General features: G+C 39.4%; 26 protein-coding genes, 2 pseudogenes and 1 riboswitch. Of the genes and pseudogenes, 12 read left to right on the forward strand and 16 right to left on the reverse strand.

Annotated elements, in window-relative coordinates:
• Positions 1-13: 13 nt before the first annotated feature.
• From ACSC97_RS00115 to ACSC97_RS00135, 5 genes are all read left to right on the forward strand, one after another.
• Positions 14-967, forward strand: coding sequence for a ribose-phosphate pyrophosphokinase (locus tag ACSC97_RS00115; protein WP_004913997.1), 954 nt, complete (start codon positions 14-16; stop codon positions 965-967).
• Positions 968-1,064: 97 nt separating this feature from the next.
• Positions 1,065-1,361: a 50S ribosomal protein L25 gene (gene rplY / locus ACSC97_RS00120; RefSeq protein WP_126132506.1), complete on the forward strand. Its 297-nt coding sequence runs from the start codon at positions 1,065-1,067 to the stop codon at positions 1,359-1,361.
• A gap of 19 nt (positions 1,362-1,380) precedes the next feature.
• The gene (gene pth, locus ACSC97_RS00125) at positions 1,381-1,962 is read left to right on the forward strand and encodes an aminoacyl-tRNA hydrolase (protein ID WP_004913999.1); all 582 of its coding nucleotides are present in this window, start codon (positions 1,381-1,383) and stop codon (positions 1,960-1,962) included.
• A 144-nt stretch (positions 1,963-2,106) separates the two neighbouring features.
• On the forward strand, positions 2,107-2,487 hold the full coding sequence (gene panD, locus ACSC97_RS00130) for an aspartate 1-decarboxylase (RefSeq protein ID WP_004914001.1): 381 nt from the start codon (positions 2,107-2,109) through the stop codon (positions 2,485-2,487).
• Positions 2,488-2,677: 190 nt separating this feature from the next.
• Entirely contained in the window at positions 2,678-4,468 is a 1,791-nt protein-coding gene (locus tag ACSC97_RS00135) for a patatin-like phospholipase family protein (RefSeq protein ID WP_436658547.1), read from the forward strand.
• 3 nt (positions 4,469-4,471) lie between these two features.
• On the opposite strand, the gene ACSC97_RS00140 is transcribed toward ACSC97_RS00135, so the two are convergent.
• Positions 4,472-5,659: a hypothetical protein gene (locus tag ACSC97_RS00140; RefSeq protein ID WP_436658549.1), complete on the reverse strand. Its 1,188-nt coding sequence runs from the start codon at positions 5,657-5,659 to the stop codon at positions 4,472-4,474.
• Positions 5,660-5,668: 9 nt separating this feature from the next.
• Positions 5,669-5,886, reverse strand: a pseudogene (locus tag ACSC97_RS00145) (hypothetical protein).
• 182 nt (positions 5,887-6,068) lie between these two features.
• Positions 6,069-6,224, forward strand: a riboswitch (FMN riboswitch).
• Between the two features lie 93 nt (positions 6,225-6,317).
• Between ACSC97_RS00145 and ribB the strand changes: the two are divergent.
• Positions 6,318-6,977, forward strand: coding sequence for a 3,4-dihydroxy-2-butanone-4-phosphate synthase (ribB, locus tag ACSC97_RS00150; protein ID WP_004914014.1), 660 nt, complete (start codon positions 6,318-6,320; stop codon positions 6,975-6,977).
• Positions 6,978-7,011: 34 nt separating this feature from the next.
• On the opposite strand, the gene ACSC97_RS00155 is transcribed toward ribB, so the two are convergent.
• Entirely contained in the window at positions 7,012-7,686 is a 675-nt protein-coding gene (locus tag ACSC97_RS00155) for an HAD-IA family hydrolase (RefSeq protein ID WP_243484239.1), read from the reverse strand.
• Between the two features lie 93 nt (positions 7,687-7,779).
• On the opposite strand from ACSC97_RS00155, the gene ACSC97_RS00160 reads away from it, so the two are divergent.
• Positions 7,780-8,547, forward strand: a complete 768-nt coding sequence (locus ACSC97_RS00160) for a hydroxymethylpyrimidine/phosphomethylpyrimidine kinase (RefSeq protein ID WP_436658552.1) — start codon at positions 7,780-7,782, stop codon at positions 8,545-8,547.
• 76 nt (positions 8,548-8,623) lie between these two features.
• Here ACSC97_RS00160 and lysM read toward each other — a convergent pair whose 3' ends face one another.
• The 7 genes from lysM to ACSC97_RS00195 all read right to left on the reverse strand — a co-directional run bounded on the left by lysM (position 8,624) and on the right by ACSC97_RS00195 (position 12,800).
• Positions 8,624-9,097, reverse strand: a complete 474-nt coding sequence (lysM, locus tag ACSC97_RS00165; RefSeq protein ID WP_436658554.1) for a peptidoglycan-binding protein LysM — start codon at positions 9,095-9,097, stop codon at positions 8,624-8,626.
• A gap of 215 nt (positions 9,098-9,312) precedes the next feature.
• A complete protein-coding gene (gene acpP, locus ACSC97_RS00170) occupies positions 9,313-9,555 on the reverse strand; it encodes an acyl carrier protein (RefSeq protein ID WP_004682864.1) in 243 nt (80 codons plus the stop codon).
• A 186-nt stretch (positions 9,556-9,741) separates the two neighbouring features.
• Positions 9,742-9,978 carry an acyl carrier protein gene (acpP, locus tag ACSC97_RS00175; protein ID WP_004655272.1) on the reverse strand — a complete coding sequence of 79 codons (237 nt, stop codon included), beginning with the start codon at positions 9,976-9,978 and terminating at the stop codon, positions 9,742-9,744.
• 86 nt (positions 9,979-10,064) lie between these two features.
• Positions 10,065-10,799, reverse strand: a complete 735-nt coding sequence (gene fabG, locus ACSC97_RS00180; RefSeq protein WP_004682865.1) for a 3-oxoacyl-ACP reductase FabG — start codon at positions 10,797-10,799, stop codon at positions 10,065-10,067.
• The gene (gene fabD, locus ACSC97_RS00185; protein ID WP_039047459.1) at positions 10,796-11,782 is read right to left on the reverse strand and encodes an ACP S-malonyltransferase; all 987 of its coding nucleotides are present in this window, start codon (positions 11,780-11,782) and stop codon (positions 10,796-10,798) included. The genes fabG and fabD overlap by 4 nt, the downstream gene beginning before the upstream one ends.
• 197 nt (positions 11,783-11,979) lie before the next feature.
• Entirely contained in the window at positions 11,980-12,165 is a 186-nt protein-coding gene (gene rpmF, locus ACSC97_RS00190; RefSeq protein WP_004638135.1) for a 50S ribosomal protein L32, read from the reverse strand.
• Between the two features lie 74 nt (positions 12,166-12,239).
• Complete coding sequence (locus ACSC97_RS00195) at positions 12,240-12,800, reverse strand: YceD family protein (RefSeq protein ID WP_004952618.1); 561 nt, start codon at positions 12,798-12,800, stop codon at positions 12,240-12,242.
• A 96-nt stretch (positions 12,801-12,896) separates the two neighbouring features.
• On the opposite strand from ACSC97_RS00195, the gene ACSC97_RS00200 reads away from it, so the two are divergent.
• On the forward strand, positions 12,897-13,559 hold the full coding sequence (locus ACSC97_RS00200) for an elongation factor P hydroxylase (protein WP_004676481.1): 663 nt from the start codon (positions 12,897-12,899) through the stop codon (positions 13,557-13,559).
• An 88-nt stretch (positions 13,560-13,647) separates the two neighbouring features.
• Complete coding sequence (locus ACSC97_RS00205; protein ID WP_004914027.1) at positions 13,648-14,265, forward strand: L-threonylcarbamoyladenylate synthase; 618 nt, start codon at positions 13,648-13,650, stop codon at positions 14,263-14,265.
• Positions 14,266-14,566: 301 nt separating this feature from the next.
• Here the strand turns inward: ACSC97_RS00205 and ACSC97_RS00210 are convergent.
• Positions 14,567-15,280, reverse strand: a pseudogene (locus ACSC97_RS00210) (GNAT family N-acetyltransferase).
• Between the two features lie 238 nt (positions 15,281-15,518).
• Here ACSC97_RS00210 and ACSC97_RS00215 point away from each other — a divergent pair.
• Genes ACSC97_RS00215 through rluB form a run of 3 tightly spaced genes read left to right on the forward strand, consistent with a single transcriptional unit; the run spans position 15,519 to position 17,892 of the window.
• Positions 15,519-16,313: a segregation and condensation protein A gene (locus ACSC97_RS00215; RefSeq protein ID WP_004960148.1), complete on the forward strand. Its 795-nt coding sequence runs from the start codon at positions 15,519-15,521 to the stop codon at positions 16,311-16,313.
• Complete coding sequence (gene scpB, locus ACSC97_RS00220) at positions 16,310-16,909, forward strand: SMC-Scp complex subunit ScpB (protein WP_004952612.1); 600 nt, start codon at positions 16,310-16,312, stop codon at positions 16,907-16,909. Before ACSC97_RS00215 ends, scpB begins: the two co-directional genes overlap by 4 nt.
• 41 nt (positions 16,910-16,950) lie before the next feature.
• The gene (rluB, locus tag ACSC97_RS00225; RefSeq protein ID WP_436658560.1) at positions 16,951-17,892 is read left to right on the forward strand and encodes a 23S rRNA pseudouridine(2605) synthase RluB; all 942 of its coding nucleotides are present in this window, start codon (positions 16,951-16,953) and stop codon (positions 17,890-17,892) included.
• Positions 17,893-17,971: 79 nt separating this feature from the next.
• Here rluB and ACSC97_RS00230 read toward each other — a convergent pair whose 3' ends face one another.
• From ACSC97_RS00230 to ACSC97_RS00250, 5 genes are read right to left on the reverse strand one after another with little or no spacing between them, the layout of a single operon-like run.
• Entirely contained in the window at positions 17,972-19,693 is a 1,722-nt protein-coding gene (locus ACSC97_RS00230; RefSeq protein WP_099948203.1) for an ABC transporter ATP-binding protein, read from the reverse strand.
• 14 nt (positions 19,694-19,707) lie between these two features.
• Positions 19,708-20,850 carry an ABC transporter permease gene (locus ACSC97_RS00235; RefSeq protein WP_436658563.1) on the reverse strand — a complete coding sequence of 381 codons (1,143 nt, stop codon included), beginning with the start codon at positions 20,848-20,850 and terminating at the stop codon, positions 19,708-19,710.
• Between the two features lie 7 nt (positions 20,851-20,857).
• Positions 20,858-21,796 carry an ABC transporter permease gene (locus ACSC97_RS00240; protein WP_004914054.1) on the reverse strand — a complete coding sequence of 313 codons (939 nt, stop codon included), beginning with the start codon at positions 21,794-21,796 and terminating at the stop codon, positions 20,858-20,860.
• 12 nt (positions 21,797-21,808) lie between these two features.
• Complete coding sequence (locus tag ACSC97_RS00245) at positions 21,809-23,824, reverse strand: M3 family metallopeptidase (protein ID WP_436658565.1); 2,016 nt, start codon at positions 23,822-23,824, stop codon at positions 21,809-21,811.
• A 22-nt stretch (positions 23,825-23,846) separates the two neighbouring features.
• Entirely contained in the window at positions 23,847-25,658 is a 1,812-nt protein-coding gene (locus ACSC97_RS00250; RefSeq protein ID WP_436658567.1) for an ABC transporter substrate-binding protein, read from the reverse strand.

Here is a 25,658-nt window from a genome sequence, read left to right on the forward strand (position 1 = left end):
CCAAGGGTGCTTCATGCCCAATCTTGTCGTTTTTAGTGGAAGTGCTCATCCACAGTTCGCCCAAAAAGTCGTAAGCCATTTACATATTCCACTCGGTGCTGCTTCTGTAAGCAAGTTTTCTGATGGTGAAATTTCAGTTGAAATTACTGAAAATGTTCGTGGTAAAGACGTTTTTATCGTTCAATCTACTTGCGCACCAACCAATGATAACCTTATGGAAATCTTGGTAATGGCAGATGCTTTGCGTCGTGCAAGTGCTGGTCGTATTACTGCAGTTATTCCTTATTTTGGCTATGCTCGCCAAGATCGTCGTCCACGTTCAGCACGTGTACCGATTACGGCTAAAGTTGTAGCAGATATGTTGACAACTGTTGGGATCGACCGTGTGGTAATGATCGACTTACACGCAGACCAAATTCAAGGTTTCTTTGATATTCCTGTTGACAACATCTACGGAACGCCAGCGTTATTGGCAGACCTACGTCAACAACAACATGACAACCTTATGGTGGTTTCACCTGACGTTGGTGGTGTTGTTCGTGCACGTGCTGTTGCAAAACAATTAGGTGATATTGATTTAGCTATCATCGATAAACGTCGTCAAAAAGCAAATGAATCACAAGTTATGCATTTGATTGGTGACGTAAAAGATCGTGACTGTGTCATTGTTGATGACATGGTAGATACAGCAGGTACGCTTTGCAAAGCTGCCGATGCACTTAAACAATTTGGTGCTCGCCGTGTTATTGCTTATGCAACTCACCCTGTTTTATCTGGCAAAGCGATTGATAACCTTCGTAATTCTGTTATTGATGAACTTGTTGTTACCGACACGATTCCTCTTTCTGATGAAGCTTTGAACTTAGGTAAAATTCGCCAAGTATCTGTAGCTAGCATGGTTGCTGAAACAATTCGTCGTATTAACAACGAAGAATCTATTAGCGCTATGTTCGATAGTTATCTATAATAGCCCAGCTTTTTTCTTAAACCCTAGCTTAGCTAGGGTTTTTCTATCACTAAACTGGTCGCAAGTTTAGTTTCATAATCTCAATGAGGATATGCCCATGGCAAACTTCGTATTAAACGCTCAAGCACGTGAAGCTGCACTACAAGGGAAAGGTGCGAGCCGCCGCCTTCGTCATGCTTCACAAATTCCAGCAATCATCTACGGTGGTAGCGCTGAGCCTGTAACAATCACTTTAGAACTTCGTGAAATCGTTAAAGCTTTAGAAAGCAAAGAATTCTTCGAAGAAGTGATCGAAATCAAGATCGGTGATAAAGTTGAAAACGTTAAAATCCAAGCGTTACAACGTCACCCAGCTAAAAACACTCCTATGCACGCTGACTTCAAACGCGCATAAGTGTTAAAGGCGTAAATTAGTGTCAAATATTTCGCTAATTGTTGGTTTGGGCAATCCTGGTAAGGAATATGCCCAAACCCGCCATAATGCAGGCTTTTGGTTCGTTGAACAACTTGCTGATCGTTATGGTATCTCTTTAAAAGCAGAACCAAAGTTTCATGGGTTCACTGGTCGTGGTCAAATTGAAGGTCATGACGTACGCTTACTCTTACCAACAACATTTATGAACCGTTCAGGTCAAAGTGTTGTGCCTTTTGCCAAATTTTATCAAGTCACACCAGAAGCGATCTTAATCGCCCATGATGAACTGGATATGGATCCTGGCATAATTCGTTTAAAAACAGGTGGCGGACACGGTGGACATAATGGTCTTCGTGATATTGTTCCGCATATCGGTCCTAACTTCCATCGTTTACGTATTGGAATTGGACATCCTGGCTCCAAAGAACGTGTTTCTGGTCATGTGCTTGGCAAAGCTCCTAGCAGTGAACAAGATTTAATGGATGCAGCAATTGATCATGCGCTTTCAAAAGTGAAAATGCTTGTTGATGGACAAGTTTCACAAGCGATGAATCAAATTAATGCTTACAAACCCGCTTAAACTTAAACTGAATTGTTGAACAATCACGCTTGCCATATTGTGTTTTTAAGCGCAAAATGCGCATCAAACCGCCTACACCCTGCGGAAACGTGACAAGTCAACCATAAGATATTCATCTTAGGTCTTACTCAGGAGACGCTAGCCATGCTATCTCGTTTATTAAAATGTAAAATTCACCGTGCAGTTGTGACACATGCAGAACTTCATTACGAAGGTTCTTGTGCAATTGATGGTGTATTAATGGACTTAGCAGGGATTCGTGAATACGAAGAAATCCACGTATGGAACGTAACTAACGGTAAACGCTTTACAACTTACGCAATTCGCGGTGAAGATGATTCAGGCATTATCTCTGTGAACGGTGGTGCTGCTCATCAAGCTGATGTTGGTGATTTAGTCATTATTGCTACATTTGGTGATTTTACTGAAGTAGAAGCTGATCTTCATAAGCCACGCTTAGTGTATGCAAATCCAGACAACACTGTAAATCATACAGCGAACTGCATTCCTGTACAGATTGCTTAATACAAAACACAAGATTCCCAAAAAAGTCAGTCATCGTGTACTGGCTTTTTTTATGGGTATATTTTCTGATATGTCCAAATAAATACAAAAATGCGTCAAACTATTGATGGGTTTTACTGAACCTCACTTGCAAAATATTGTTCAGATTCATTAAATAAATAGACAATAAAGATAAATTGAATGGAAGCATATGGATATTATAAAAACACTCAGCAAAGTAAAATTATTCCATGAATTAGAACCTGAATCTTTAATAGATCTAGCTCAGTTCTGCTCTGTAAAGCATTTACAAACTGGTCATCAACTCTATGATTTAGATGATCTCCCGCTTCATGTTTATATTATTGCTCATGGACGAGTTAAATTAACAACAAAAACCAATTTATCTACTTATCTAGGTCGTCATGAAATCGTTGGTGAAATGGGTGTTATTTCAAACCAACCTCATCATGGTCGCGTAATCGCAACTCGAGATACTTGTCTTATTGAGATTCCCCAACAGCAGTTTACTGCGTTTCTACAAAAACACCCTCAAGTTTTATTTGCTGTATCTCAAATGATCATTGCCCGTTCTCAGCCTGAATTGCAGCATATTCACGCAATGAGCCATAGCAGGACACTTTCAATCATCCCGATCTCAATGCAGATTCCAGCAATTCATCTTGCAGAACAATTGACTGAACATTTAAAACGTTGGCCCAATATAAGAGTCGTGACTGCAGCACATGTCGATGCCTTATTTGGAGAAGGATTTAGTCAAACAAAATTAGACTACAGTTCAGAAGATCTAAAGTTAAGACAATGGCTAGCTATTCTTGAAGAAAAGCATTGTTATGTATTATATGCTGCAGATCGACCTGATGATGAATGGGCAAAGCGCTGTCTGCACCAAGCAGATCGAATCTTAATTTTAGCGGAAGCAAATCAATCTCCGATTCACAGCCCCTTAGTTGATGTCTTAAATCAATATGGTTGGCAAAATCCAATTGAACTGGTGTTATTACGCTCTGAAGGTGATCCCTCACCTTACACCCTGCAATGGAAGAAACTATATTGTGCTCAAGCACATTATTTTATTCACCCGTGGTCTGAAACAGATATCCGTGCAATCGCGAGACAAATTACTAGCCAAGGCTTAGGGCTCGTTTTAGGCGGGGGCGGCGCACGTGGTTTTGCTCATATTGGGTTGATACGAGCATTAGAGCAACTGCATATTCCAATTGATATTGTTGGCGGAACCAGCATGGGAGCCTTCATTTCTGCTTTAGTCGCTTGTGGCTTCGATAGTGTAGAAATGAAACATATTGCATATGAAACATTTGTTGCTCGAAATTACCTCAATGACTACACCATGCCTAAAGTTTCATTGATTCGTGGGCAACGCTTTCATGCATGTTTGCAGGCTATTTTTGGGCATCGTCGGATCGAGGAATTGAAGCAAACCTTCTACTGTATTTCTACAAATCTTTCTACAGGTGAAGCAGTTATTCATGATCAAGGTGAACTTGCGACTTGGGTAGGAACCAGCATGAGTGTTCCTGGCGTTGCTCCACCTGTGGCGTGGCATGAAAATTTATTATGCGATGGAGGTGTGATTAATAATTTACCTACGGATGTTATGCAAAATTTGGAACGTGGTGCGATTATTGCCAGTAATGTAAGTTCACATGATGACATTCGTGTTCCAGGCATTGGATTGAATGAACCTGATCAAAGTGCCTTGTTGAATTGGAATAAAATTATTAAAGATAAATTATTAAGAGCTCCACGTCTTGCAGAAATCTTAATGCGTACAGCGACACTTGCTAGTGACACAATGATTCAAGCAGCAGCAATAGAACGCGCTAATTTACATATACGCATGCCCATAGATGGGATTGGAATGTTTGATTGGCATCGGCTTGATGAATTGGTTGAACGTGGGTATGAGCATGCATTAGAAACCTTGGTTCCTATCCGAGATACACTCCCCTCTGCCTGATTATCACTGCTCAGTGATCGAATTCAATCCAATACCATATTGATCTAATAAATGATCTAGATATTGATAGGTTTCTTCATCGAGCTGCTGCATGTAGCCATTCAAAATGCTCTGACACAGCTTTTGCTTTGCAATTGGCATACGGCGAATAATGTCAAAAGTGACATCCCATTGTGATCTTAATAAAGATGCATAAGCGATATGATGCAAGACCTCCTCATCAATCTGAGATATTGCCTCAGCCACAGCTTCTCTCGCTTCATCTTGCATAAACGTAACAACTACAAGCATATCAGTCCATAAATTACACTGATCTGCTGCGGCTACGATACTTTGAATAATTTCAACCTGTCTCAAGGCTGGTAAATTGGCTACAAAATTCTGTGCGTGATTCGACAAACAAGCGACCACAGGCAGCATATCTTCCCATAGCTCATCTTCCTGCGTAGCTTGAATGATCGCATTAATCACATCCTCCCCTTGCTGAACAGCCAAATCACCTAGCTCTTGCTTCAAACTATAACCAATATGCGTCATAAGTGCCAAGAGTTTTGGCCATATGAGGCGTTGAGAAGAATCACAAATAATTAATAATGTTTTTTGTATCCGCTCTTTCGGCAAGACATGCACTAAATGATCAATACGTTCTCTTGATTCAATATAAAAGACGATTTCGAGTAAATCGCTCTCCTTTTCAATCATTTCGGCGATATCTCGAACAACATCGTCCGCCAACATGCCAACAAAACGTCCCATCGTCACAAAATCACGTTGCTCAAGTAAAATACGAGCGATATCTTTTATTTGATGCGTCGTTAACAACATCAATAATTCTCTGGCTAAACGAGGGTCAAGATAAACTGCAATATCGGCAAGCATTTTGGGTGTTAAATGTTTAGCGATTCGATATAAATTTTCTGTAGAAAGATGCGATGCAATTTGAGCAACAATCAATGGCGATAAAAAGCGTTTTACGATAAATACGTTTAACCAACTTGGTAACCAATTTATCCATACAGCAAGAGAGCGAAATCTGTTTTTTTGTTGATCTTGTAATTGTTCTATTATTCCAAAGCGAAACTGACGTAGGCTCTCTGGAGCCAAAGGTTTTAAAAAATTGAGCTGTGTTTGTGAAACACCCAAAATATGCGCCAGTTTTATAATTTCAGCTTCAACAGCTAATCTTGTCATGACCAGCCCCTATCGTTGATAGTTTTTAAATAAAGGTCTTAGAAAAAATGGAACTTTAAAGAGACTTTGATTAATTTTTTATTCTCTTGTTCGATCGTTTGTTTTAATTGCTGATTCAATCAAGCCAAATTTTGCTGCGAGACTAAACTAAAATCTTTTAAGCTCATCATAGGTCGGTGAAGTTGCTGAGCCAAGTTTTCCAACTCGATATTATTCTTAATATCCATTTTGTTGATCTCCATTTTTATTGTTATATGTTTGGAGTGTATGCGTAATTCAAAAAGAATACTAGCACTTAGAATTATTGAAAAATGCGAATGATTTCTTACTTAATTTTCTGATTTAAATAGAACGGTTCATTCTATAAAAAACTATTTTCAGAATATAGAAACTCGATATAATCGAATCACATCGCTTCAGGGCGGGGTGAAATTCCCCACCGGTGGTAAGTTAGGCTTTGCTCATCAAAGACCTAATCAGCCCACGAGCCTGTATATTTTTATATACAAGCAGATTTGGTGAGAAACCAAAGCCGACGGTATAGTCCGGATGAAAGAAGACGAAATCACCGAAACTTACTTTGGTTTGTTTTGGTGTCCGCTTATTTTGCATCAGTCCTGAAATGTTCAACCGTAACCCAATTACGCGAGCGTTTCATATGTCTAGTTTAATTCAACCTGAACTTTTCTTTTCAGCACTCTCACCAGCTGAACTTCGTATTCAACAAGCTTTAGATGATATTCGCCAAGGCAAACCTGTATTGGTCATGGACGATTTTGATCGGGAAAATGAAGCTGATCTTATTATTGCTGCTGAAACATTAACCGTCGAAACAATGGCACAAATGATTCGTGATGGTTCTGGTATTGTGTGTTTATGTTTGACTGAACAATTAGCTGACCATTTAGAGCTCCCACCTATGGTCATAGATAACTCTAGCCAATTCAAAACTGCGTTTACCGTCACGATTGAGGCAGCACAAGGCGTTACGACAGGTGTATCAGCAAAAGATCGTGTAACAACGGTTTTAGCTGCAACCAAAGATGGTGCTGTTGCAAGTGATCTTCATCGTCCAGGTCATGTATTCCCCTTACGTGCTCGTGATGGCGGTGTACTAACCCGTCGAGGTCATACCGAGGGGACAATTGATTTAGCTCGTTTGGCAGGCTTAAAACCTGCAGGTGTGCTATGTGAGCTAACCAACCCAGATGGTTCTATGGCATCAGGTATTCAAGTGTTAGCGTATGCGCAAACACATGGCTTGACAGTGATTAGCATAGAAGAACTCGTCCAATACCGTTTAAAGCATAATCTTTAATACAAAAAAAGCCTCGATTCATCGAGGCTTTTTATTAGGATACTTTGCGCCGTTGATTTAATTGCTCGATACATTCAATCAGCTCATTAAACTGATTGATTTGCGTGATCGGCTGCGCTTGAGCCAGTTCTTCTGGTGTTCCATAGCCATAACTGACAGCAATGGTATCAATTCCATGAGCACGTGCACCAACAATATCATATTGACGATCACCGACCATTACACAGTGCTGTGCATTCAATTGTTCTTGCTCAAGAATATAAGCAATTAAATCTGCTTTGTTGGTACGTTCACCAGTCAACTCACTACCATGTATTTCTGTGAAATATTGATCCAACTCGAAATGCACCAAAATTTGTTTCGCATAGACTGTTGGCTTAGCTGTTGCTAAAAATAATTGATAATCTCGTTGTTTTAGTTTGTAGAGTGTCTCAGCAACATTTGGATAGACTTGATTTTCAAATAATCCGATCACTGCAAAACGTTCACGATAGGCTGCGAGTGCTTGCTCAGCCAACTCATCACTTTGGGAGTTTAACAATCTCGCCAAAGAACCTTTTAATGGTGGTCCAATCGTCCAATCCAAATCTACTTCATCAGCTATTGGATAACCAAGTTTCTCTAGCGCAAAACGAATTGAACGATGAATACCTTCTTTGGGATCAGTTAGAGTCCCATCTAAATCAATTAAAATATTTCTGATCGTCATTCGCTCAATCTCTTACAGCCTTACATAACATAGTCGAGAGTTTCTCGAAACTTACATATACTAGCGTAATTGAGAGAACAAAAGGAAATTGCTGTGCGTCCTACCGTACTATGTTTTTCAGGTTTAGATCCTTCTGGTGGTGCTGGTCTACAAGCAGATATAGAAGCCATAGGACAAAGCGGTGCACATGCGGCAATTGCTTGTACGGCTTTGACAATACAGAACTCACAACAAGTATTTGGTTTTGAAGCAAGTTCAAAAGAATTGCTGTTAGCTCAAGCAAATGCTGTGGTTGGAGACTTACCGATCAAATGTGTAAAATCTGGCATGTTGGGCACTACCGATAATATTGCTGCATTAGCTGAATTTTTAAGAGCACATGATGATTATCAATATGTACTTGATCCTGTTTTAGTCGCAAACAGTGGTGGCTCTCTAGGTGATCAAGCAACATTAGTAAAGGCATTTGTTGAGCTAATTCCTCTCGCGACTGTGATTACACCCAATACAGTTGAATTGAGAGCTTTAACTGGTGTGGATGATATTGAACTCGCTACTCTGAAATTATTTGAAATGGGTGCTAAAGCAGTTTTAGTTAAAGGTGGACATGAAGATACTCCTGACCATATCCGTAATGTTCTCTATGCTGATGGGAAAATGATTGCTGAAAGCCGTTGCCCGCGTTTACAAGGTCAATATCATGGTTCAGGCTGCTCTTTGGCAAGCTTCATTGCTGGACGTTTAGCCTTAGGTGATTCACTAAAAATAGCGGTTCAGCATGCTGAAACATGGCTATTTGGTGTATTAAAAAATGCTGAAACACCAGTTCCAAATGGGCAAAAGATTCCAAAACGATTTTGATGTTTGAAATATTGAATATATTTCAATGAATAGTTATAAAAAAAGGCGCTGAATGCGCCTTTTTAAAACCCACAAATTATTGCGGAATACGCAATACCTGACCAGGGAAAATTTCATCAGGATCTTTTAACATCGGTTTATTGGCTTCAAAAATTTTAGGGTATTGGTTTGCATCACCATAAACTTCTTTTGCAATCTTAGACAAGTTATCCCCTGATTTTACTGTATAAAACTTACTTTCAGGTTCTGGAACTTCAACAGTCATTTGATCATCCACCTGAGCGACATGATCAATATTACCAACGGCAAGAACTATCTTTTCTTTATCTGCTTGGCTTTTGACTCGCCCTTTAATAATGGCTGTATCGGTATTTCCATTATAAGTTACTGATAAACCATCAACACCAAGACCTAAACTTTTAATCAAACCTAATAATTTATTGGCAACTTCTTGTGCAGAAGGTTCAGCTGGAGTTGCTGGTGCTGGTTGTGGCTCTGCTGGAGCATTATTTTTCTTACCAATTCCTTTAACAAAATCAAAAAGACCCATTTTTTATTTCCTCTGTAATTATTGATTAAGCATAGTCAAAACAGACTTACAATTAGTTATACAGAAAAAATAAAGCATGCGAGTTTCAATTTAACGAGGTCTTGTAAATATATGTATATGCAGTAAAACTGATTTTAAGCTTTCACATTTATATATTTTTTAAATATAAAAGCCACCTTACGGCGGCTTTCAATTCGTTCAAAACTTGAAGCAATTTAAGCATTTTCTCCCACAATATTGGTCATATAATCAATTGCAGATTGAACGGTAATAATTTTCTCAGCCTCTTCATAAGGAATTTGAGTACCAAATTCCCCCTCAAAAGCCATAATGAGCTCAACTACAGCCAATGAATCAGCGCCTAAATCATCTGTAAAGGATGCATTTGGTAAAACATCTTCTTCATTTACACGAAGTTGCTCAATAATGATCTCTTTAATACGGTTTGCTATATTCATAAAATTCCCTTTTGTTGTTATGGTTTAATAAATTATTTTAAATAGCATAAACTTTATACACTCAAATAAATTATTTTCATATTTATAGTTTATTTTTTTTGTAAGATATTTTTACATCTATTCATATGAAAAGTTGAACATATAAAAAAGCCACCGAAAAAGGTGGCTTTTAATCATGCGATATGATTAACCAAGTTTCTTAGTTACATAATCAATTGCAGATTGAACAGTCGTGATTTCATTAGAATCTTCGTCTGGAATCGTGATATCAAAATCATTTTCGAAAGACATTACAAGTTCAACCAGATCCAAAGAGTCAGCACCTAAATCATCCATGAAAGATGCTTCATTCTTGATCTCTTCAGCACGCATACCTAATTGTTCAGCTACTGCTTGTTTGATGCGTTGTTCGATATCGCTCACAGGAATTCTCCTCATTGCTTGTGGCGTTTTAATTTGCCACTAGTTTAATTGAATATAAAATTTTTTAAAAGTTTATACATCGCCACTTAGGCCATGTATAAACCACCATTTACGTGTAAAACTGTACCAGTAATGTAACTAGCTTTATCGCTTGCAAGGAAACTCACTGCATGCGCAATATCTTGAGGCTCACCTAGACGATTTAAAGCTACTTGATCACTCATTTTTTTACGAACATCTTCGCTTAACTGATCAGTCATTTCAGTCGCGATGAATCCAGGTGCAACACTATTTACAGTAATCTGACGGCTGCCCATCTCTTTAGCTAAACTACGACTGAATGCTTCAATCCCTGCTTTTGCTGCTGAGTAGTTGGCTTGGCCTGGATTTGCAAAATGTGCAACCACTGAACTAATGTTAATAATTCGACCAAAACGTGCTTTAGTCATACCTTTCAAAACACGCTTCGAGAGACGGTAAACAGCTTTGAGATGAATATTGAGAATATCGTCCCAATCATCTTCAGACATACGAAGTAACAAATTATCTTTCGTAATCCCAGCATTGTTCACTAGAACTAGGACAGAACCGTATTTTTGCTCGATATCTGTTACCAGTGCATCAATCGCTTCACCATTTCGAACGTCAAGTACAGCACCCGCACCGTTCTCAGCAAAGCTTTCTGTCAGTTTTTGCGCGCCTGATTCAGAAGTCGCGGTGCCAACTACAAAAAAACCGTCTTGAATGAGCTGCTGTGCAATTGCTGCGCCAATGCCTCGGCTAGCTCCTGTCACTAACGCAACTTTTCGTTGTTGTGTCATGCAATTTTTCCTTCTGCCACTAATACTGCGTTTAGGGCATCTTCCATACGTGCCTTGCTATCAATCGCAAATGCTTTATCTATGTTCGGTAATCGCTTCGCAAGATTACTCAGTACAGTCCCAGGTCCACATTCGACCACATACTGAATACCTTGATCTTGCAGATATTGCATGGTACGAGTCCATTGCACTGACTCATACAACTGAGCCGTTAATGCCTGACGCAATTGAGCAACATCTGTCGCAATTTCCGCGTTGACATTTTGTATTACAGGAAGGCGTGGTAGCTCAATGGCAGTTTGTTCCAAAGCTTCAGCAAACTGTTCTGCTGCTGGCTTCATTAATGAGCAATGTGAAGGCACAGATACTGGTAGCGCAATGGCTTTGCCTGATTGCTCCTTTGCAGCAGCGATAACCTGTTGGACTAAAGTCGCAGTTCCTGCAATCACAACTTGACCTTGCGCATTGTAATTGGCAGCTTCAACCGAACCCTCGCCATTTGCTGTCGCAGCTTGGCAAAGCTCAACCACTTTCTGATCATCAAGACCTAGAATTGCAGCCATAGCACCTGCACCTTGAGGAACTGCATTTTGCATGAGTTTCCCACGCAAATTCACTAGTTTTACAGCATCTCCCAATGTCATCGCTTCCGCAGCAACTAAAGCACTGTATTCACCTAGAGAGTGTCCTGCCAAGTATTTTGGTACTACACCACCTAACTCCAACCATACGCGCCATAACGCGATACTAGCGGTTAATAAAACAGGTTGTGTATTTTCAGTTTGATCTAAACCTTCTCCGCTTTGCGCGATATGCCATAAATCAAAACCTAGTGCATTTGATGCTTCATCAAAGGTTTCTTTGATCACACCAAACTGCTCAGCAAGTTCAGCCAGCATACCTACTTTTTGCGAGCCTTGACCCGGGAATACAAATGCGGTTTTTGTTGCTTGAGCTGCCTGCTCAAGTCGTTTAGTCGACATATAAAAATCCTTAAAATGGTCTATTGCCAGTTTCATCATTTCTCATGATTCTACATGAGAATAGCAGCAGACTTTTTCTCGATGCGGAAATTTAACATTGATTAAATCGTTTTATAATTGCGAAAAACAACAAAAAAGGGAGCTTTCGCTCCCATTTTTTCTATACTTTAAGCTAACGCTTAATGCATATGATTCAATTATTCAGCATCAGCTGCTTTAGCGAATAATTGACGACCACGGTAAATACCGTCTTTAGTCACGTGGTGACGACGATGAGTTTCACCAGTAGTTTGGTCTACAGATAATGCATTCTCGGTTAAAGCGTCATGTGAACGGCGCATGTCACGGCGAGAGCGACTTTTACGGTTTTGCTGAACGGCCATGATGGCTCCTTACAAAGATCGAAAAAATGGATCAGAACAAATTCAGTTGTCTTAACTCAACATTATAACACAAATTATGAGTTAAGTTTACCCTTCAAACTTGCCAAAACATCAAACGGGTTATCCCGCTTCTCTTCGACAACGTCCTGAATGGTAGGTCGATGTTTTAACTCACAAGCATCATGCTTAGGAGATAAAGGCATCAACAATAACAGTTCATCTTCTAGTAATGCGAGCAAATCGATCGAAGCAGGTGTATCAATATCACCTTTTTTCGTTGACTCACTTTCACCTAAAACGATGAAATCAGCATCCTCATCCAAGCGCTCTATCAGTGACTCATCATCGATTAAAGCTAAATGAAAATCTGATACAAGTTCAGTTTCAACGGTATCCAAGCAACGCTGGCATTCCATCGGAACTTTCGTATCAATATGTCCATCTAACCATACAATGCGATGATATGCATCCATTGATAGCTTACAGTCTATGTTGATCAATTGATCATTAATTGATCCAACAGCTTCACGAGCGATACGAGCAAAGCGAGACAATGGCAGTGTACCTGACCATGTAAAGCCTTGTTCAGCCCATTTAAACGGCTCAATCTGTGCCGGAAAGGTATTTGCTGACATAATTAAGGCGGCAATTCTACAAATTCATCGGTACTCTGTCAAAGATTAAGATACAATTTTGCACTTCTTTAGACAGAACTCGGGGTAAATTAAGCAATGCACCTGTTGCAGCCGCAACCTGAAGTAACAACTTCATCACTTGTTAGCACCCATTCAACTGATCTACCTCGATTGATACCAGATCAAGTGCAACGCTCATCTTGGCAAAAGTTAACAACTGAAGTAGAACATGTTGATTGGCTCATTTTACACTTTAATCACTGGTTTTCCCACCATAATGTCACATTAGTTAAAGGTGATTTTGAACCAGAATATTTCCCAGCGACAGATCAGCTACCTGCACGAATCCAATTTGCTCATGGTTTTTTTAATAGTGCCTTACATGAAATTAGTCATTGGACGATTTCAGGGGAACAACGTAGAAAGCTACCTGATCTAGGTTATTGGTATGCACCTGATGGTCGAACTGCGGAACAGCAAGCGCTTTTTGAACAAGTAGAAATCAAACCCCAAGCGATTGAATGGTTATTTGCAACTGCATTTGGTCGAAAGTTTCGTGTCTCTTTAGATAACTTAACTGGTGAAGGTGGTGATGGTGCTTTGTTTAAAGACAATGTTTTTAATCAAGTAAAACGTTTTTTTTCAGGTGAGTCTAAATTACCTCGTGATGCTGCACACTTCATTTATTACATCTGCTTGTGTACGCGTAATGGACGAGCATTACAACTTGATGAATTTAAACGTGAATCGCTTGATTGATTGACAAAATTATCACATCTGAGACTTGCATCCGCCCCTTAACACGTTTCATACTTAATTCAGCCATAAAGATCAGGGAGTTATAATAATGTTGCACTTACATATTCATCCTGAAAATCCACAGGCACGTTTAATCACTCAAGCTGTAGATCGTATACGTGCAGGTGATGTGGTTGTTTATCCAACTGATGCTGCTTATGCAATTGGTTGCCAAATTGGAAATAAAAATGCCATGGAGCGAATTGCACAGATTCGCGGTCTAGGTCCCAAACATCAATATGCGATTATGTGTTGTGATCTATCTGATATTGCAACCTATGCAAAAGTTGATAATGCAATGTATCGACTGCTTAAAAATAACACGCCTGCTGTAACCACCTTTATTTTGCCTGCAACCAGCGAAGTTCCAAAACGTTTGATGCATCCTAAGAAAAAAACCATTGGTTTGCGTATTCCTAGCAATCCTATCGCACAAGCGTTGCTAAAAGAGCTCGGCGAACCACTACTCACAAGCACCCTGATTCTTCCTGATCAAACAGAACCACTAGATGATCCTTATGATATTGAAAATCAACTCGGCAAACGCATAGATGTATTTATTGATGGTGGTTTCGGTACATTATCCACCACTAGTATCGTGGATTTATCTGGAGAAAACCCTGAGATCGTACGTCGTGGTGTTGGAGATGTGAGCGCGTTTGAATAATAAAGATATAGCACATGCATCTATTTCAAATGTTAGTGAACATTTATGATTATGCTGATGACCAGACAATCTATGTCATTGAACCTTGGCTTTTAGAACCTATCTATCACCCTTGAAGTCAAAGAACCCAAAGAAGGGCTTATATAAATTAAACATGACAATAAGGTTTTGAATATTTTTTAGAAGTTAAGATTATAAAAGACATATTTGAAGATTTAGAGAATCTAAACTTGTGTATTCGATCTCAATGTCAATCAATTATCGAATACGCAATTTTATGATGCTTAATGTCTAAATTGAATCATATAAAATCTGATAACCGCTTTTTCTGAATACCTTTTGCATCAAAATTTTCTGGACTTAACCATTGTTGATAAGCTGGCTCTAAATATGACCACTCTTCATCAATAATTGAAAACCACGCCGTATTACGATTTCTTCCTTTCTCAATTCGATCTTGTCTAAATAAACCTTCATATTGAAACCCGAAACGCAATGCAGCTGCTTTAGAAGGTTGATTACAATCATCACACTTCCACTCAATGCGTCGAAATCTTTGCTTAAAACATTGTTGTAATAATAGAAAAATAGCTTATGTAGCAGCCCTCGATTTTTTCATTCTATGGGAAAAATAAACATTACCGATTTCTATGGCACCGTTGTCGAGTCTAGAATTAAGCAGAGCAATCCATCCACAAATTTCACCCTCAATTTCAATTAGAAAATGTGTTGAGCCTTTAAAATTAAATGAATTTTTTAGTGATTCCGTAAGTACAGTTAAATTCAATGGTGCGGCATACGGCAAATAGGTCCAACAACTTTCATCTGGCTCTGTTGCGACACAATTCCAAATTTGGGAAAAAGCTCGATTTGAAACTTCAGAATTGATATCAATTAAATTGACATAATTCCCCTCAATATTTCCACGCACTAGTTCACAAGGCTTAAAGTGCTCAACTGAAAAACTGGTGAGCTGTCCAAATTTGTTTTCTTGTGTTTCTTGATATCTGTACATAAAAAAATGCCAATTTTTTATAATGCGAAGACAATTTAACCATAAAATTCATGTATGGACTGCATACGATGCCATAAGCATAGAAAATACCCTGAGAAACTTAAGGTTTTTGTAAGTGAGCAATTTATTAAATTAGGTAATTCGATTAGAATAGCTGAACTTGTTGTGACATGTGAATTTGCATGTGTCCGCACTTTCTCTTTCATGCTTTTGAAAATTCGCGTGGCTTATAACGGTAATGAATCAAATCCTTTCTTCTACATTGGAGACTTCTCCTTCCATTCGTGTGCTTGACGAATGGCAAGAAGCTATACCTGAAGATTTGTATATTCCCCCTGCTGCATTTGAAATTTTACTTGAGCAATTTGAAGGTCCTCTAGATTTTCTCATCTATTTAATCCAGAAAAATGGATTTGATCTTTTACAATTGGATATTTCCCCAATCGCTACCCAATATCTGTCTTATATGGATAGCATGAAATCGCTCAATATCGAACTCACCGCAGACTATATGGTGATGGCTGCATTACTCGCCGATTTGAAATCTCGTTTGTTACTTCCAAAACCTGTTGCTGTAGATCAATTTGAAAAAGATCCAAAACAAGAACTTATTGATCGACTTGAAACGTATTTAAGAATCAAACAAGTGGCTGAAAAATTAGGGCAAATGCCAATTTTTGAGCGAGATACTTTTAGCACTAATGTAAGCATAGGTCATATTGCCCCGATTTATGAAGGTTATGATGTAGATGCATTACGTGATGCTTTGTTTTGCGTATTCAATCGTCCTGAACCCGTTAAACATGTTGTTGCACAAGAACCTGTACTGTTAGAAGAGCGAATCGCCTTCATCGAAAGTCAACTTGCAACTGGTTTGAGCTTGAGTTTTATTGAGCTGCTAAATCCAAAACAAGGTCGTATGGGAATGGTTGTAACATTTATGGCTGTTCTTGAACTCACGAGACAACAAAAAATTCAAATTATTCATTCTGGTATCGAGGCTCCATTAACTATTCAAGGAGTATCAGCATGAGTTTAGAACAATTCGATTCGCATGAAGGCATGTCTCTTGAAGATATCCATCATGATGTTTTGTTGCAAATTGAGGCTATTTTATTTGCCAGTGACTCCCCAGTTTCACTAGCACGACTAAAAGAAGCATTTCAAAACCAATATAATAAGCAACAATTACGTACTTTTCTGCAACAGCTTGCAATGTTGCAGCATGGTCGATCTATTGAATTAATTGAAACTGCACAGGGCTTTCGTTTTCAAGTCCGTGCAAAATATCGAAATATTATCGCGCAAGTTTGGCCTGAACGTCCGACGAAACTTTCTCCTTCTTTACTCGAAACGGTTGCAGTGATTGCTTATCATCAACCTGTAACACGTGCTGATATCGAACAAATTCGTGGTGTTTCAAACAATAGCCAAAACTTGAGAACGCTTTTTGACTGGAACTGGATTAAAGAATCTGGTTTTAGAGATTTACCTGGAAGACCCGCGTTGTTAGTTACAACGCCTCAATTTTTAAATGCTTTTGGTCTAGCTTCGCTAGGTCAATTGCCTCCCCTACAGAACGCCAAGGAAGCATTCATGGCTCTCGATGCACATGCGCCGAAGTCTTGAGAAGGTGAACTGTTGATCATTATGTCTAAGGTTGTGCTGTCATGAGTGAAAAATTACAAAAGGTACTGGCGAGAGTGGGGTTAGGCTCACGTCGTTATATGGAAGAGGTTATTGCTGCTGGTCGTGTCAGCATCAATGGTAAAATCGCCCAAGTTGGTGAACGTATTGAACCGACTGATGAACTCCGTATCGATGGTCGTAAAGTACAATTCCAGATTGAAGACGAAATACGTCGTCGTGTATTGATCTACTACAAGCCTGAAGGTGAGATTTGCTCACGCAATGATCCTGAGAAACGCCCTACTGTATTTGATCACTTACCCCAAATCGCCAATGATCGTTGGGTAATGGTGGGTCGTCTTGATATCAACAGTACTGGTTTATTGATTTTTACAAATGATGGTGAGCTTGCTAACCGCTTAATGCACCCTTCAAATGAAGTAGAACGTGAATATGCCGTTCGTGTTATGGGTGAAGTCACTCCGCAAATCCGTAACAATATGCTCAAGGGCGTCGAACTTGAAGATGGTCCTGCTAAGTTTGAATCTTTCTCTGAAATTGGTGGCGATGGGATTAACCGTTGGTATCAAGTCGTTGTGAAAGAAGGTCGTAATCGTGAAGTACGTCGTATCTTTGAATCACAAGGTTTAAAAGTAAGTCGTCTACTCCGTACTCGTTACGGTACAGTGATTTTGCCACGTGAATTACGCACAGGTCGCTGGATGGAACTCGATAAAGCTGATATCGATAACTTAGCGAAATCAGTTGAATTAAAACCTCGTCAAGGTACAGGCTTATTCGGTATGGCAAAACGTCGTACTGAACGTATGAGTGAAAAACCAATGGCGGCGCGTCGTGGAGGTTATTTACGTCAACAACGTCGTGATGATGAACAACCAGAACAACAACGCCCAAATACCAATAATAACGGCAACAGTGGACGTAAAACCATTGGCCTGAATAAAGGTTTTAAAAGGTTCTAATTGCTCAGCAATGGAAATAAAAAAACGCTCAAATTTGAGCGTTTTTTTATTGGACTTAGATATGAAAATCAAAAACTAGCTAGGCAATACCTTGTGGAATTGCTTTTAATAATTTTTGGGTATATTCATGTTGAGGATTCAAATAGAGCTCATCTGAATTTGCAATTTCAACCACTTCCCCATGATTCATGACCATTACTTGATCTGAAATATATTTCACCACAGATAAATCATGAGAAATAAAAATATAACTCAAACCAAACTCATCCTGTAAATCCTGAAGCAAGTTTAATACCTGAGCCTGTACAGACACATCAAGCGCTGAAACTGACTCATCACAGATCAAAATCTCAGGTTTTAAAGTTAAGCAACGTGCAATCGCAATCCGTTGACGCTGTCCTCCCGAAAACTCATGTGGATAACGATCATATGCTTCAACAGGTAGGCTAACACGCTCCAGAAGCTCTAGTGCAATTTTTTTACGCTCTTGATCATTTTGACCGATCCCATGAATACGCATCGGTTCAAGTAAAATCTGCCCAATGGTAAAACGAGGATTTAATGATGCGTAAGGATTTTGGAAAATGATCTGAATTTTACGTTGATAGAGGGCAAATTCCTTCTCTGACATCGCAAGAATATCTTTACCATCTATAAAGGCCTGACCACCAGTTGCTTCATGCAATCGCATAAGTAACAAACCAATTGTCGTTTTCCCAGATCCAGACTCACCCACCAAACCCAATGTTTTGCCCTTAGCCAGTTTAAAGGAAACACCTTTCACCGCCTGAAACTCATCACGTCCCCATAAACCTTTACGACTATAAAATGATTTTTTGAGATTTTGTACATCCAAGATAATCGGCTCGTCACCTGTTAAGCCACGACTACGTTCTTGCAGATGAACCGTTGACAGATTAATAGCTTCGATAAGCTGACCATTTTCTTGTTTCATAAAGTCACTGGTCACAGGTAAACGATATGGTCGAGAAGAAAGTTGTGGGCGACAATGCAACAGTGCTCTCGTATAGACATCATTCGGTTGTTCTAAAACTTGTTGAGCATCACCACTTTCACGAATTTCACCATGACGCATTACAATCACTTCATCGGCAATTTCACCGACCAATGCCAAATCATGGGTAATAAACAACATTGACATTTCACGACGCTGACGCAAAGACTCCAACAAATCAATAATTTGTTTTTGAATAGTGACATCTAGTGCAGTAGTCGGCTCATCCGCAATCAATAGTTTCGGTTCACAAGCGATCGCCATCGCAATCATCACACGTTGTTGTTGACCACCAGATAATTGACTTGGATAAGCATCGATCTTGGTGTCGGGAGATGGAATACCGACTTCTTTCAATAATTCTAAAACACGTGCACGAGCTTGTTTACGTCCCATACCCAAGTGAATACGCAAAACCTCTGCAATTTGATCACCAACGGTAAATACTGGATTTAATGATGACATTGGCTCTTGGAAAATCATCGCAATATCTTTTCCACAAATATTACGTAGCTCTGCAACAGATAGATTAAGTAAGTCTTTATCTTCAAAACGGATTTGACTCTGTTCTGAAATTTGACTTTGTCCTTTCGGTAATAATCCCATAACTGCCAATGAAGTGACTGATTTACCACTTCCCGACTCTCCAACTAAGGCAACTGTTTTATTCTTTGGAATATTAAACGAAATCCCTTTAACAGTTTTAATCCATTGATTACTCTCGGATTTAAAACTCACCTCAAGATTTTCAACTTTTAATAACGGTGATTCATTTATTGTTGTCATCGTATCTCACTCCGCTATTTCAGTTTTGGATCCAATGCATCACGTAATGCATCAGTAAACATAGAAAATGCTGTCACTAACACCGCCATCGCAATCGATGCAGCAGCCAATTGCCACCATTTCCCTAAAATCAATTCGGTTTGCGCCTCATTTAACATACTGCCCCATGACACAACACCGACAGGAACACCAAAACCGAGGAAGCTTAAGATTACTTCTGACTTGATAAACGCTACCACTAGAATTGAAATCTGAACCAACGCGATATGACTCACGTTGGGGAAAATATGCACAAACATACGGCGGAAATGGCTGACCCCAATTGCTTTGGCAGCAAGTACATATTCACGAGATTTATGCTTCATATATTCAGCACGAATCAAACGGAACACTCCTGTCCAGCCTGTTAAACCTAGAATTAATACAATCGAAAGAATACCTTTCTGCTGCAAAACCGCTGCAACAGCCAAAACCAATAATAGATAAGGTATTGAAGTAAAGATGTTATAGAACCAATTGAGCACATCATCTACCCAACCACCAAAATATCCCGCGATTGCACCAAGAAAAGTCCCAATTACAACAGCTAAAAGTGCTGACAGTAATCCTACAAGAATCGAAGTTTCAGCGCCTTTAATCGTTTTAAGGAGAACATCTTGCCCCCATTTATCTGCACCGAATGCTAAGGTTGTTTTTAGTTCTTGCTTTTGATCAAGTAACTCGCCACCAAGTTGCTGATTGATTGCATGCATATCTTCCGCCAATGGATCGATTACACCGTAGTAATCAATAGCTACATTGCCTGAGGTTTGTTGTGTAGTCTGAGTATTCAATTCCCGTAAAATATCTTTTAAAGGATCGACTGGATTTTCAGGTAAAACTTCTGCTTGTTTAGCGATTGGGCTCAGAGGCGTGTCTTCAGTATCAGCACCCATAAAGGCTGGCGGTGCATAACTGACTGCGACCTCTTTGTTCCAATCCGAAGCGATTACGCCTGTAACAGATAATAGCAACACAATGAAATAGGCGAATACGATGAATAAGGATGCCATAGCAATACGATCTGCTTTTAATCGTTGTACTGCCAAACGCCATAATCCTGAAGATGCGGTGTTGGTCTGAACTTGCGCTTTTCGTTTTGATAATACACTCAGCATAGTTCACCTACTTCAACTCTACACGCGGATCGATTAATTTATAAATCAGATCAGCAATTAAGTTAAAAAACATGGTTGCAGCGGCAACGTATACCGTAATCGCTTTAATCACAGGGAAATCGCTTCGCTCAACGGCAATAATGACTTCTCGACCGATCCCTGGAATACCAAAAAAGCGTTCGATCAAAAAGGCACCAATTAACAAAGCAGGTAAAGTTGCCATCACATCCGTCACAATCGGAATCGAAGCATTACGTAAAACATGCACGCCATAGACACGTCGTTCACTCACCCCTTTAGCGCGTGCCGTGCGCACATAGTCCTGATTCACCTCATCTAAAATAAAGCTACGATACAGTCTTAACGTTGGGGCGATACTTACCACCAACATGATAAGAACAGGTAATAATGCATATTTGAATAGATTTTCACTGAAGCTATCGCTCCAGCCTTGAACTGGAAACCAACCAAGCTGATAAGCAAAGAAGTATTGAAAAATAATGATATAAACCAAAATACTAATCGACATTCCAATCGTGCAAAGCATCATTACCATACGATCAGTCAAACTTCCTCGCACTGAGGCAACAGCCAACGCCAAAATGATCGAAATAACGGTTTGTAAAATCGTCAATGGAATCAAAATCGTCAATGATGGCCCTAAACGTGTGCTTATAATTTGCGAGACCGATTCACCTGTACTCCAACTCACACCATAATCGAAGCTTAGAATTTGCTTGATAAAGATCCAAAGTTGAACGTAATAAGGCTGATCGACGCCTAACTGTTGTCGGATATTTTCTATTTGCTCAGGATTCGACATTTTTCCTGCCAAGATATATGCAGGATCTCCCCCCACCCAATTGAATAAGAAAAAAATCAGCAGCACGACCCCGAGCATCGTTGGGATCATCTGCCATATACGGCGTATGATATATGCCAGCATAAAGATGCTCCCTTATTTCACTCGTTGACCTGTAATTTCATCAAAAAATGCTTTGTTGTTCGGTTTACGTCCGAGGAAATCTTCTACCAATTTTTCTGCTGGTTTTTGGCTACCTTGAGATAAAATAGTTTGTCGATAATGCTGACCAACTTTTGGATTATTTAAGTTATCGGCAAATGCCGACAACATATCCAAAGCCATAACCTCAGACCACATATATCCGTAATAACCTACTTGATAACCATTCATGATGTGATTGAACTGTCCAGGGAACTCAGTTGTTGGTACGTATCCAAGTGCTGTAGCATTTTCCATTTTCTTCCACACATCCAATGGCTGTACCTTCAATGCATCCGTTCCATGCAATGCCATATCATACTGGGCGTATAAAGTTTGACGTGCATAATGCAAACCACGACCGTAACTATGTACAGCGGCTAACTTTTTAATTAATGCTTCATCAACTCTTGGGCAGGCAGGTTGGCAATAATCTGCAAGTTTAGAAAGTGTCTCTTTTCGTCTTGCCCATTCTTCATACATCTGAGAAGGTGCTTCTACAAAATCTCGCTCAACGGTAGTGCCCGTTTGTGATGAATATCGAGTGTTGGAAAGGATGCCATGTAAAGCATGTCCAAACTCATGTACAAAAGTTTCTAGCTCATCACTGGTCAATCCTTGACGGTTAAAGTTAGTCACTAAAGCTGAAATAGGTTTACGATCAGTTAATGTACTCCGCCCATAAACACTCCACACAGCAGCATGACCATATTTCCCTTCACGTGGGAATTTGTCCATGTATAGTCCGCCCAGCAATTTTCCAGTTTTGGTATCCGTTACATCGTAATATTCAACTTCATCTTGCCACGCAGGCACTTTTACAGGTTTAAACTCGATACCATATAAGTTAGATGAAATCGCAAATAACCAATCTTGTGCTGCTTGAGTTGGAAAATATTCACGCAGTTTTTCTTGATCTACTTGATATTTAGCTTTGCGTAACTTTTCACTCCAGTACGCTTCACTCCATCGTTCGATTTTGGCTTGCTCAAGTGGAATATTTAATGTTTGAGCTTTAAATGCTTGTAAGGTTTGTACTTCTTTTTGTTCTAAAGGCGAAACTGTTGCATGAATATCTGCCAGAAATGTATTCACTGCCTCAGGTGTTTTTGCCATGCGTTTTTGTAAAACCCATTCAGCATAACTTGATTTTCCAAACAGTTTTGCAAGTTCATATCTCAAATCGACAGCTTGTTTTAATAAATTCAGATTCTTTTCACCACCACGGCGTGTAAATGCGACTTGATAACGCTTTCGTGCCTCGTCATTTTCTGCAAGCTCCATAAATGGACGATATTCTGGATATTCAAATCCTAGTAAATAATTTCCTTTTTCATTTTTCTTTAAAGCATCAATATAGCTTTGTGGTAAACCTTTTACCTCAGCAGCAGTAAATTCTAGCTTCTGCTTATTATCACGAACGTTCCGACTATATTCCTGCTCTATTTTAGTGAGTTGATCCAATATTTCTTTTAAACGCTGCTGTTTATCAACAGGGAGTTGTATCCCTTTTTCTTCAAAATCTTTCAAGATATCGGCTTGAAACTTTTGATCAATAGGATCAGTAGATTTAATTTTTTTAAGTTGTTGATAAATTTTTGAATTTTGCAAAATTTCAGTTTGAAACTGACTAATTTTAACCTCACAATCTTCTGCAGCTTTGCGAACCGCTTCATCAGGATCTACGTTGCTATACAACCCGATTGGACCGTAAAAATCCTCAAAAGAAGCAAGAATCGCATCCCATTTTGCCAATATTGGAGCGGCTGGCGTATCTTGAGCGAGTTGAAGTGTTTCTAAGGACGTAAGCTGTTTTTTAACATCGCTAATTTTGGCGTCACATAATGCTGGAATATCTTTTGACTGAAATAACGGTAAGGTTTGTCGAGTCAAGTTATCTGCCGATGAAAATTGATTAACTCCCATCGTGAGTAGGCAAAAGGTGGTGAGTTTTAAATTGTAATGTTTCATTGTTACTCCAGTTCTTTAAATTTTATTTCTTCATATCAATATCGATGTACATCCACTCCGCAGGAAGTATTGGATGCTTTTTAAAACCAATCACTCGAGGCTGCGCCAGAATATTTCGGTAACGAGCACCGATCACTTGTACAGGCATATAAACCTCTAAAATACGTGACATTTTTCTGTATATGGCATCGCGCTCTGGACCTGGCACCATGTTTTGAGTTTGTTCATAAAGACGATCAAATTCAGGAATTTTGATACAGCCATTGTTCGTTACATTGATATTTTTGCCATAAAACAACTGCATAAAATTATCGGCATCAGGATAATCTGCGATCCAAGCTGAAGCTTTGAACATGGTTTTACATTGCTTTTCCAACTTCAAGGCTTCTGAAAATGGGAGAGATTGTGTGGTCATCTGTATCTTGAGACCATCAAGGATTTTCTTCCAGAATTCAGCTTGTTGTTGACTACGTAAACTACTACCACTAACAGTCATCTCTATGACCAAAGGCTTACCATTTGGCAAGGTTCTCCAACCATTTGTACCAACTTTGTACTGATAACGATCTAATAATAGATTGGCTGCTTTGACTGAATAAGAAATACTTGATCTGTAATTTGGGTCATAACCAACAACACCTTCTGGGATTGGTGCTTGTAATTTTTTAGCATCACCTTTTTGCAAGATATTGATGTAGTTATCTGCAGAAAATGCCATCGCAATCGCACGGCGTAAGGCTATTTTTTCTTTGCTTAACCCCCCAACAACAGGGTTTTGCATGTTCCAATAATGATAGTCAAGTGATGGATCAACGATGCGAGATAATTGCACCCCCTTTTTCACCAATTCAGGTTTTAACTTACCATTTTGTAAAGCCTGTACAGTCAATTCACCATCAAGTTGAAATAAATCAACCTCATCTTTACTGAATGACAACCAGCGGGATTGCCCTTCTTCCATCACTTGTATGTCAATCACACCAATCTGAGGCATTTTTTTGCCTTGCATCGCTTTTACAATTTTTTGGTCTTCAGGGGAACTCGCTTTAAAGTTCCATACAAAACTACGAAAATCAGGATTGGCTTTTAAAATAATTCTTGAACCTGGTGTCCAGCGAGACAGCATATAAGGTCCTGTACCCACAGGATGACCCATCGCAAACCCAGCTTTGTTTCGATATTTTTCGATCACTTCTCTTGCTACAGCACCTGCTGGTTGATGAGCAAGTAACATTGGAAAGTTTTGGTCTGGTCGAGTTAGACGGATAACCAATGTGTATCGGTCTGGCGTTTGTAATCCCACAATCGGTTGGTCGTAATTGAATTTGCCATTCTTTTGCGCTTGCTTCTGTAACGCATCCATTCCAACAATACGTCCATCCAGTAACCAACTGTTCGGTGAATGTAGATTCGGATCCAAGAGTCGTTTAAAGGTATACGCATAGTCAAAAGATGTGAGTTCACGTTTTTTTCCTTTAAAAGCAGGATCATTTGCAAAATAAATCCCTTTTTGCAAACGGATGGTATACGTCAAACCATCTGCACTAATCTCAGGTAATGCGACTGCCGTGCGAGGGACTAACTTTGCTGGCGATGCTAAATAATCATATGTATATAAAGTCTCGAAAATCGAACCATTCACATGTGCAGAATACAAATCATGCACACCTGCAGGATCAAAACCAGTTTCAGCGACTGGAAAGACATAACGCAATACTTTATTTGGATCAGCTGGACTTTTAGCAAATGTCAAAGTGGTTGTAGAACTCGCTATAAGCCCAACACAAAGCGCCAAACTGTAGGATTTCAATGAAAGTTTATAATTTTGCTTCAT

Source organism: Acinetobacter sp. P1(2025) (genome assembly GCF_051390655.1).
GTDB lineage: Bacteria > Pseudomonadota > Gammaproteobacteria > Pseudomonadales > Moraxellaceae > Acinetobacter > Acinetobacter junii.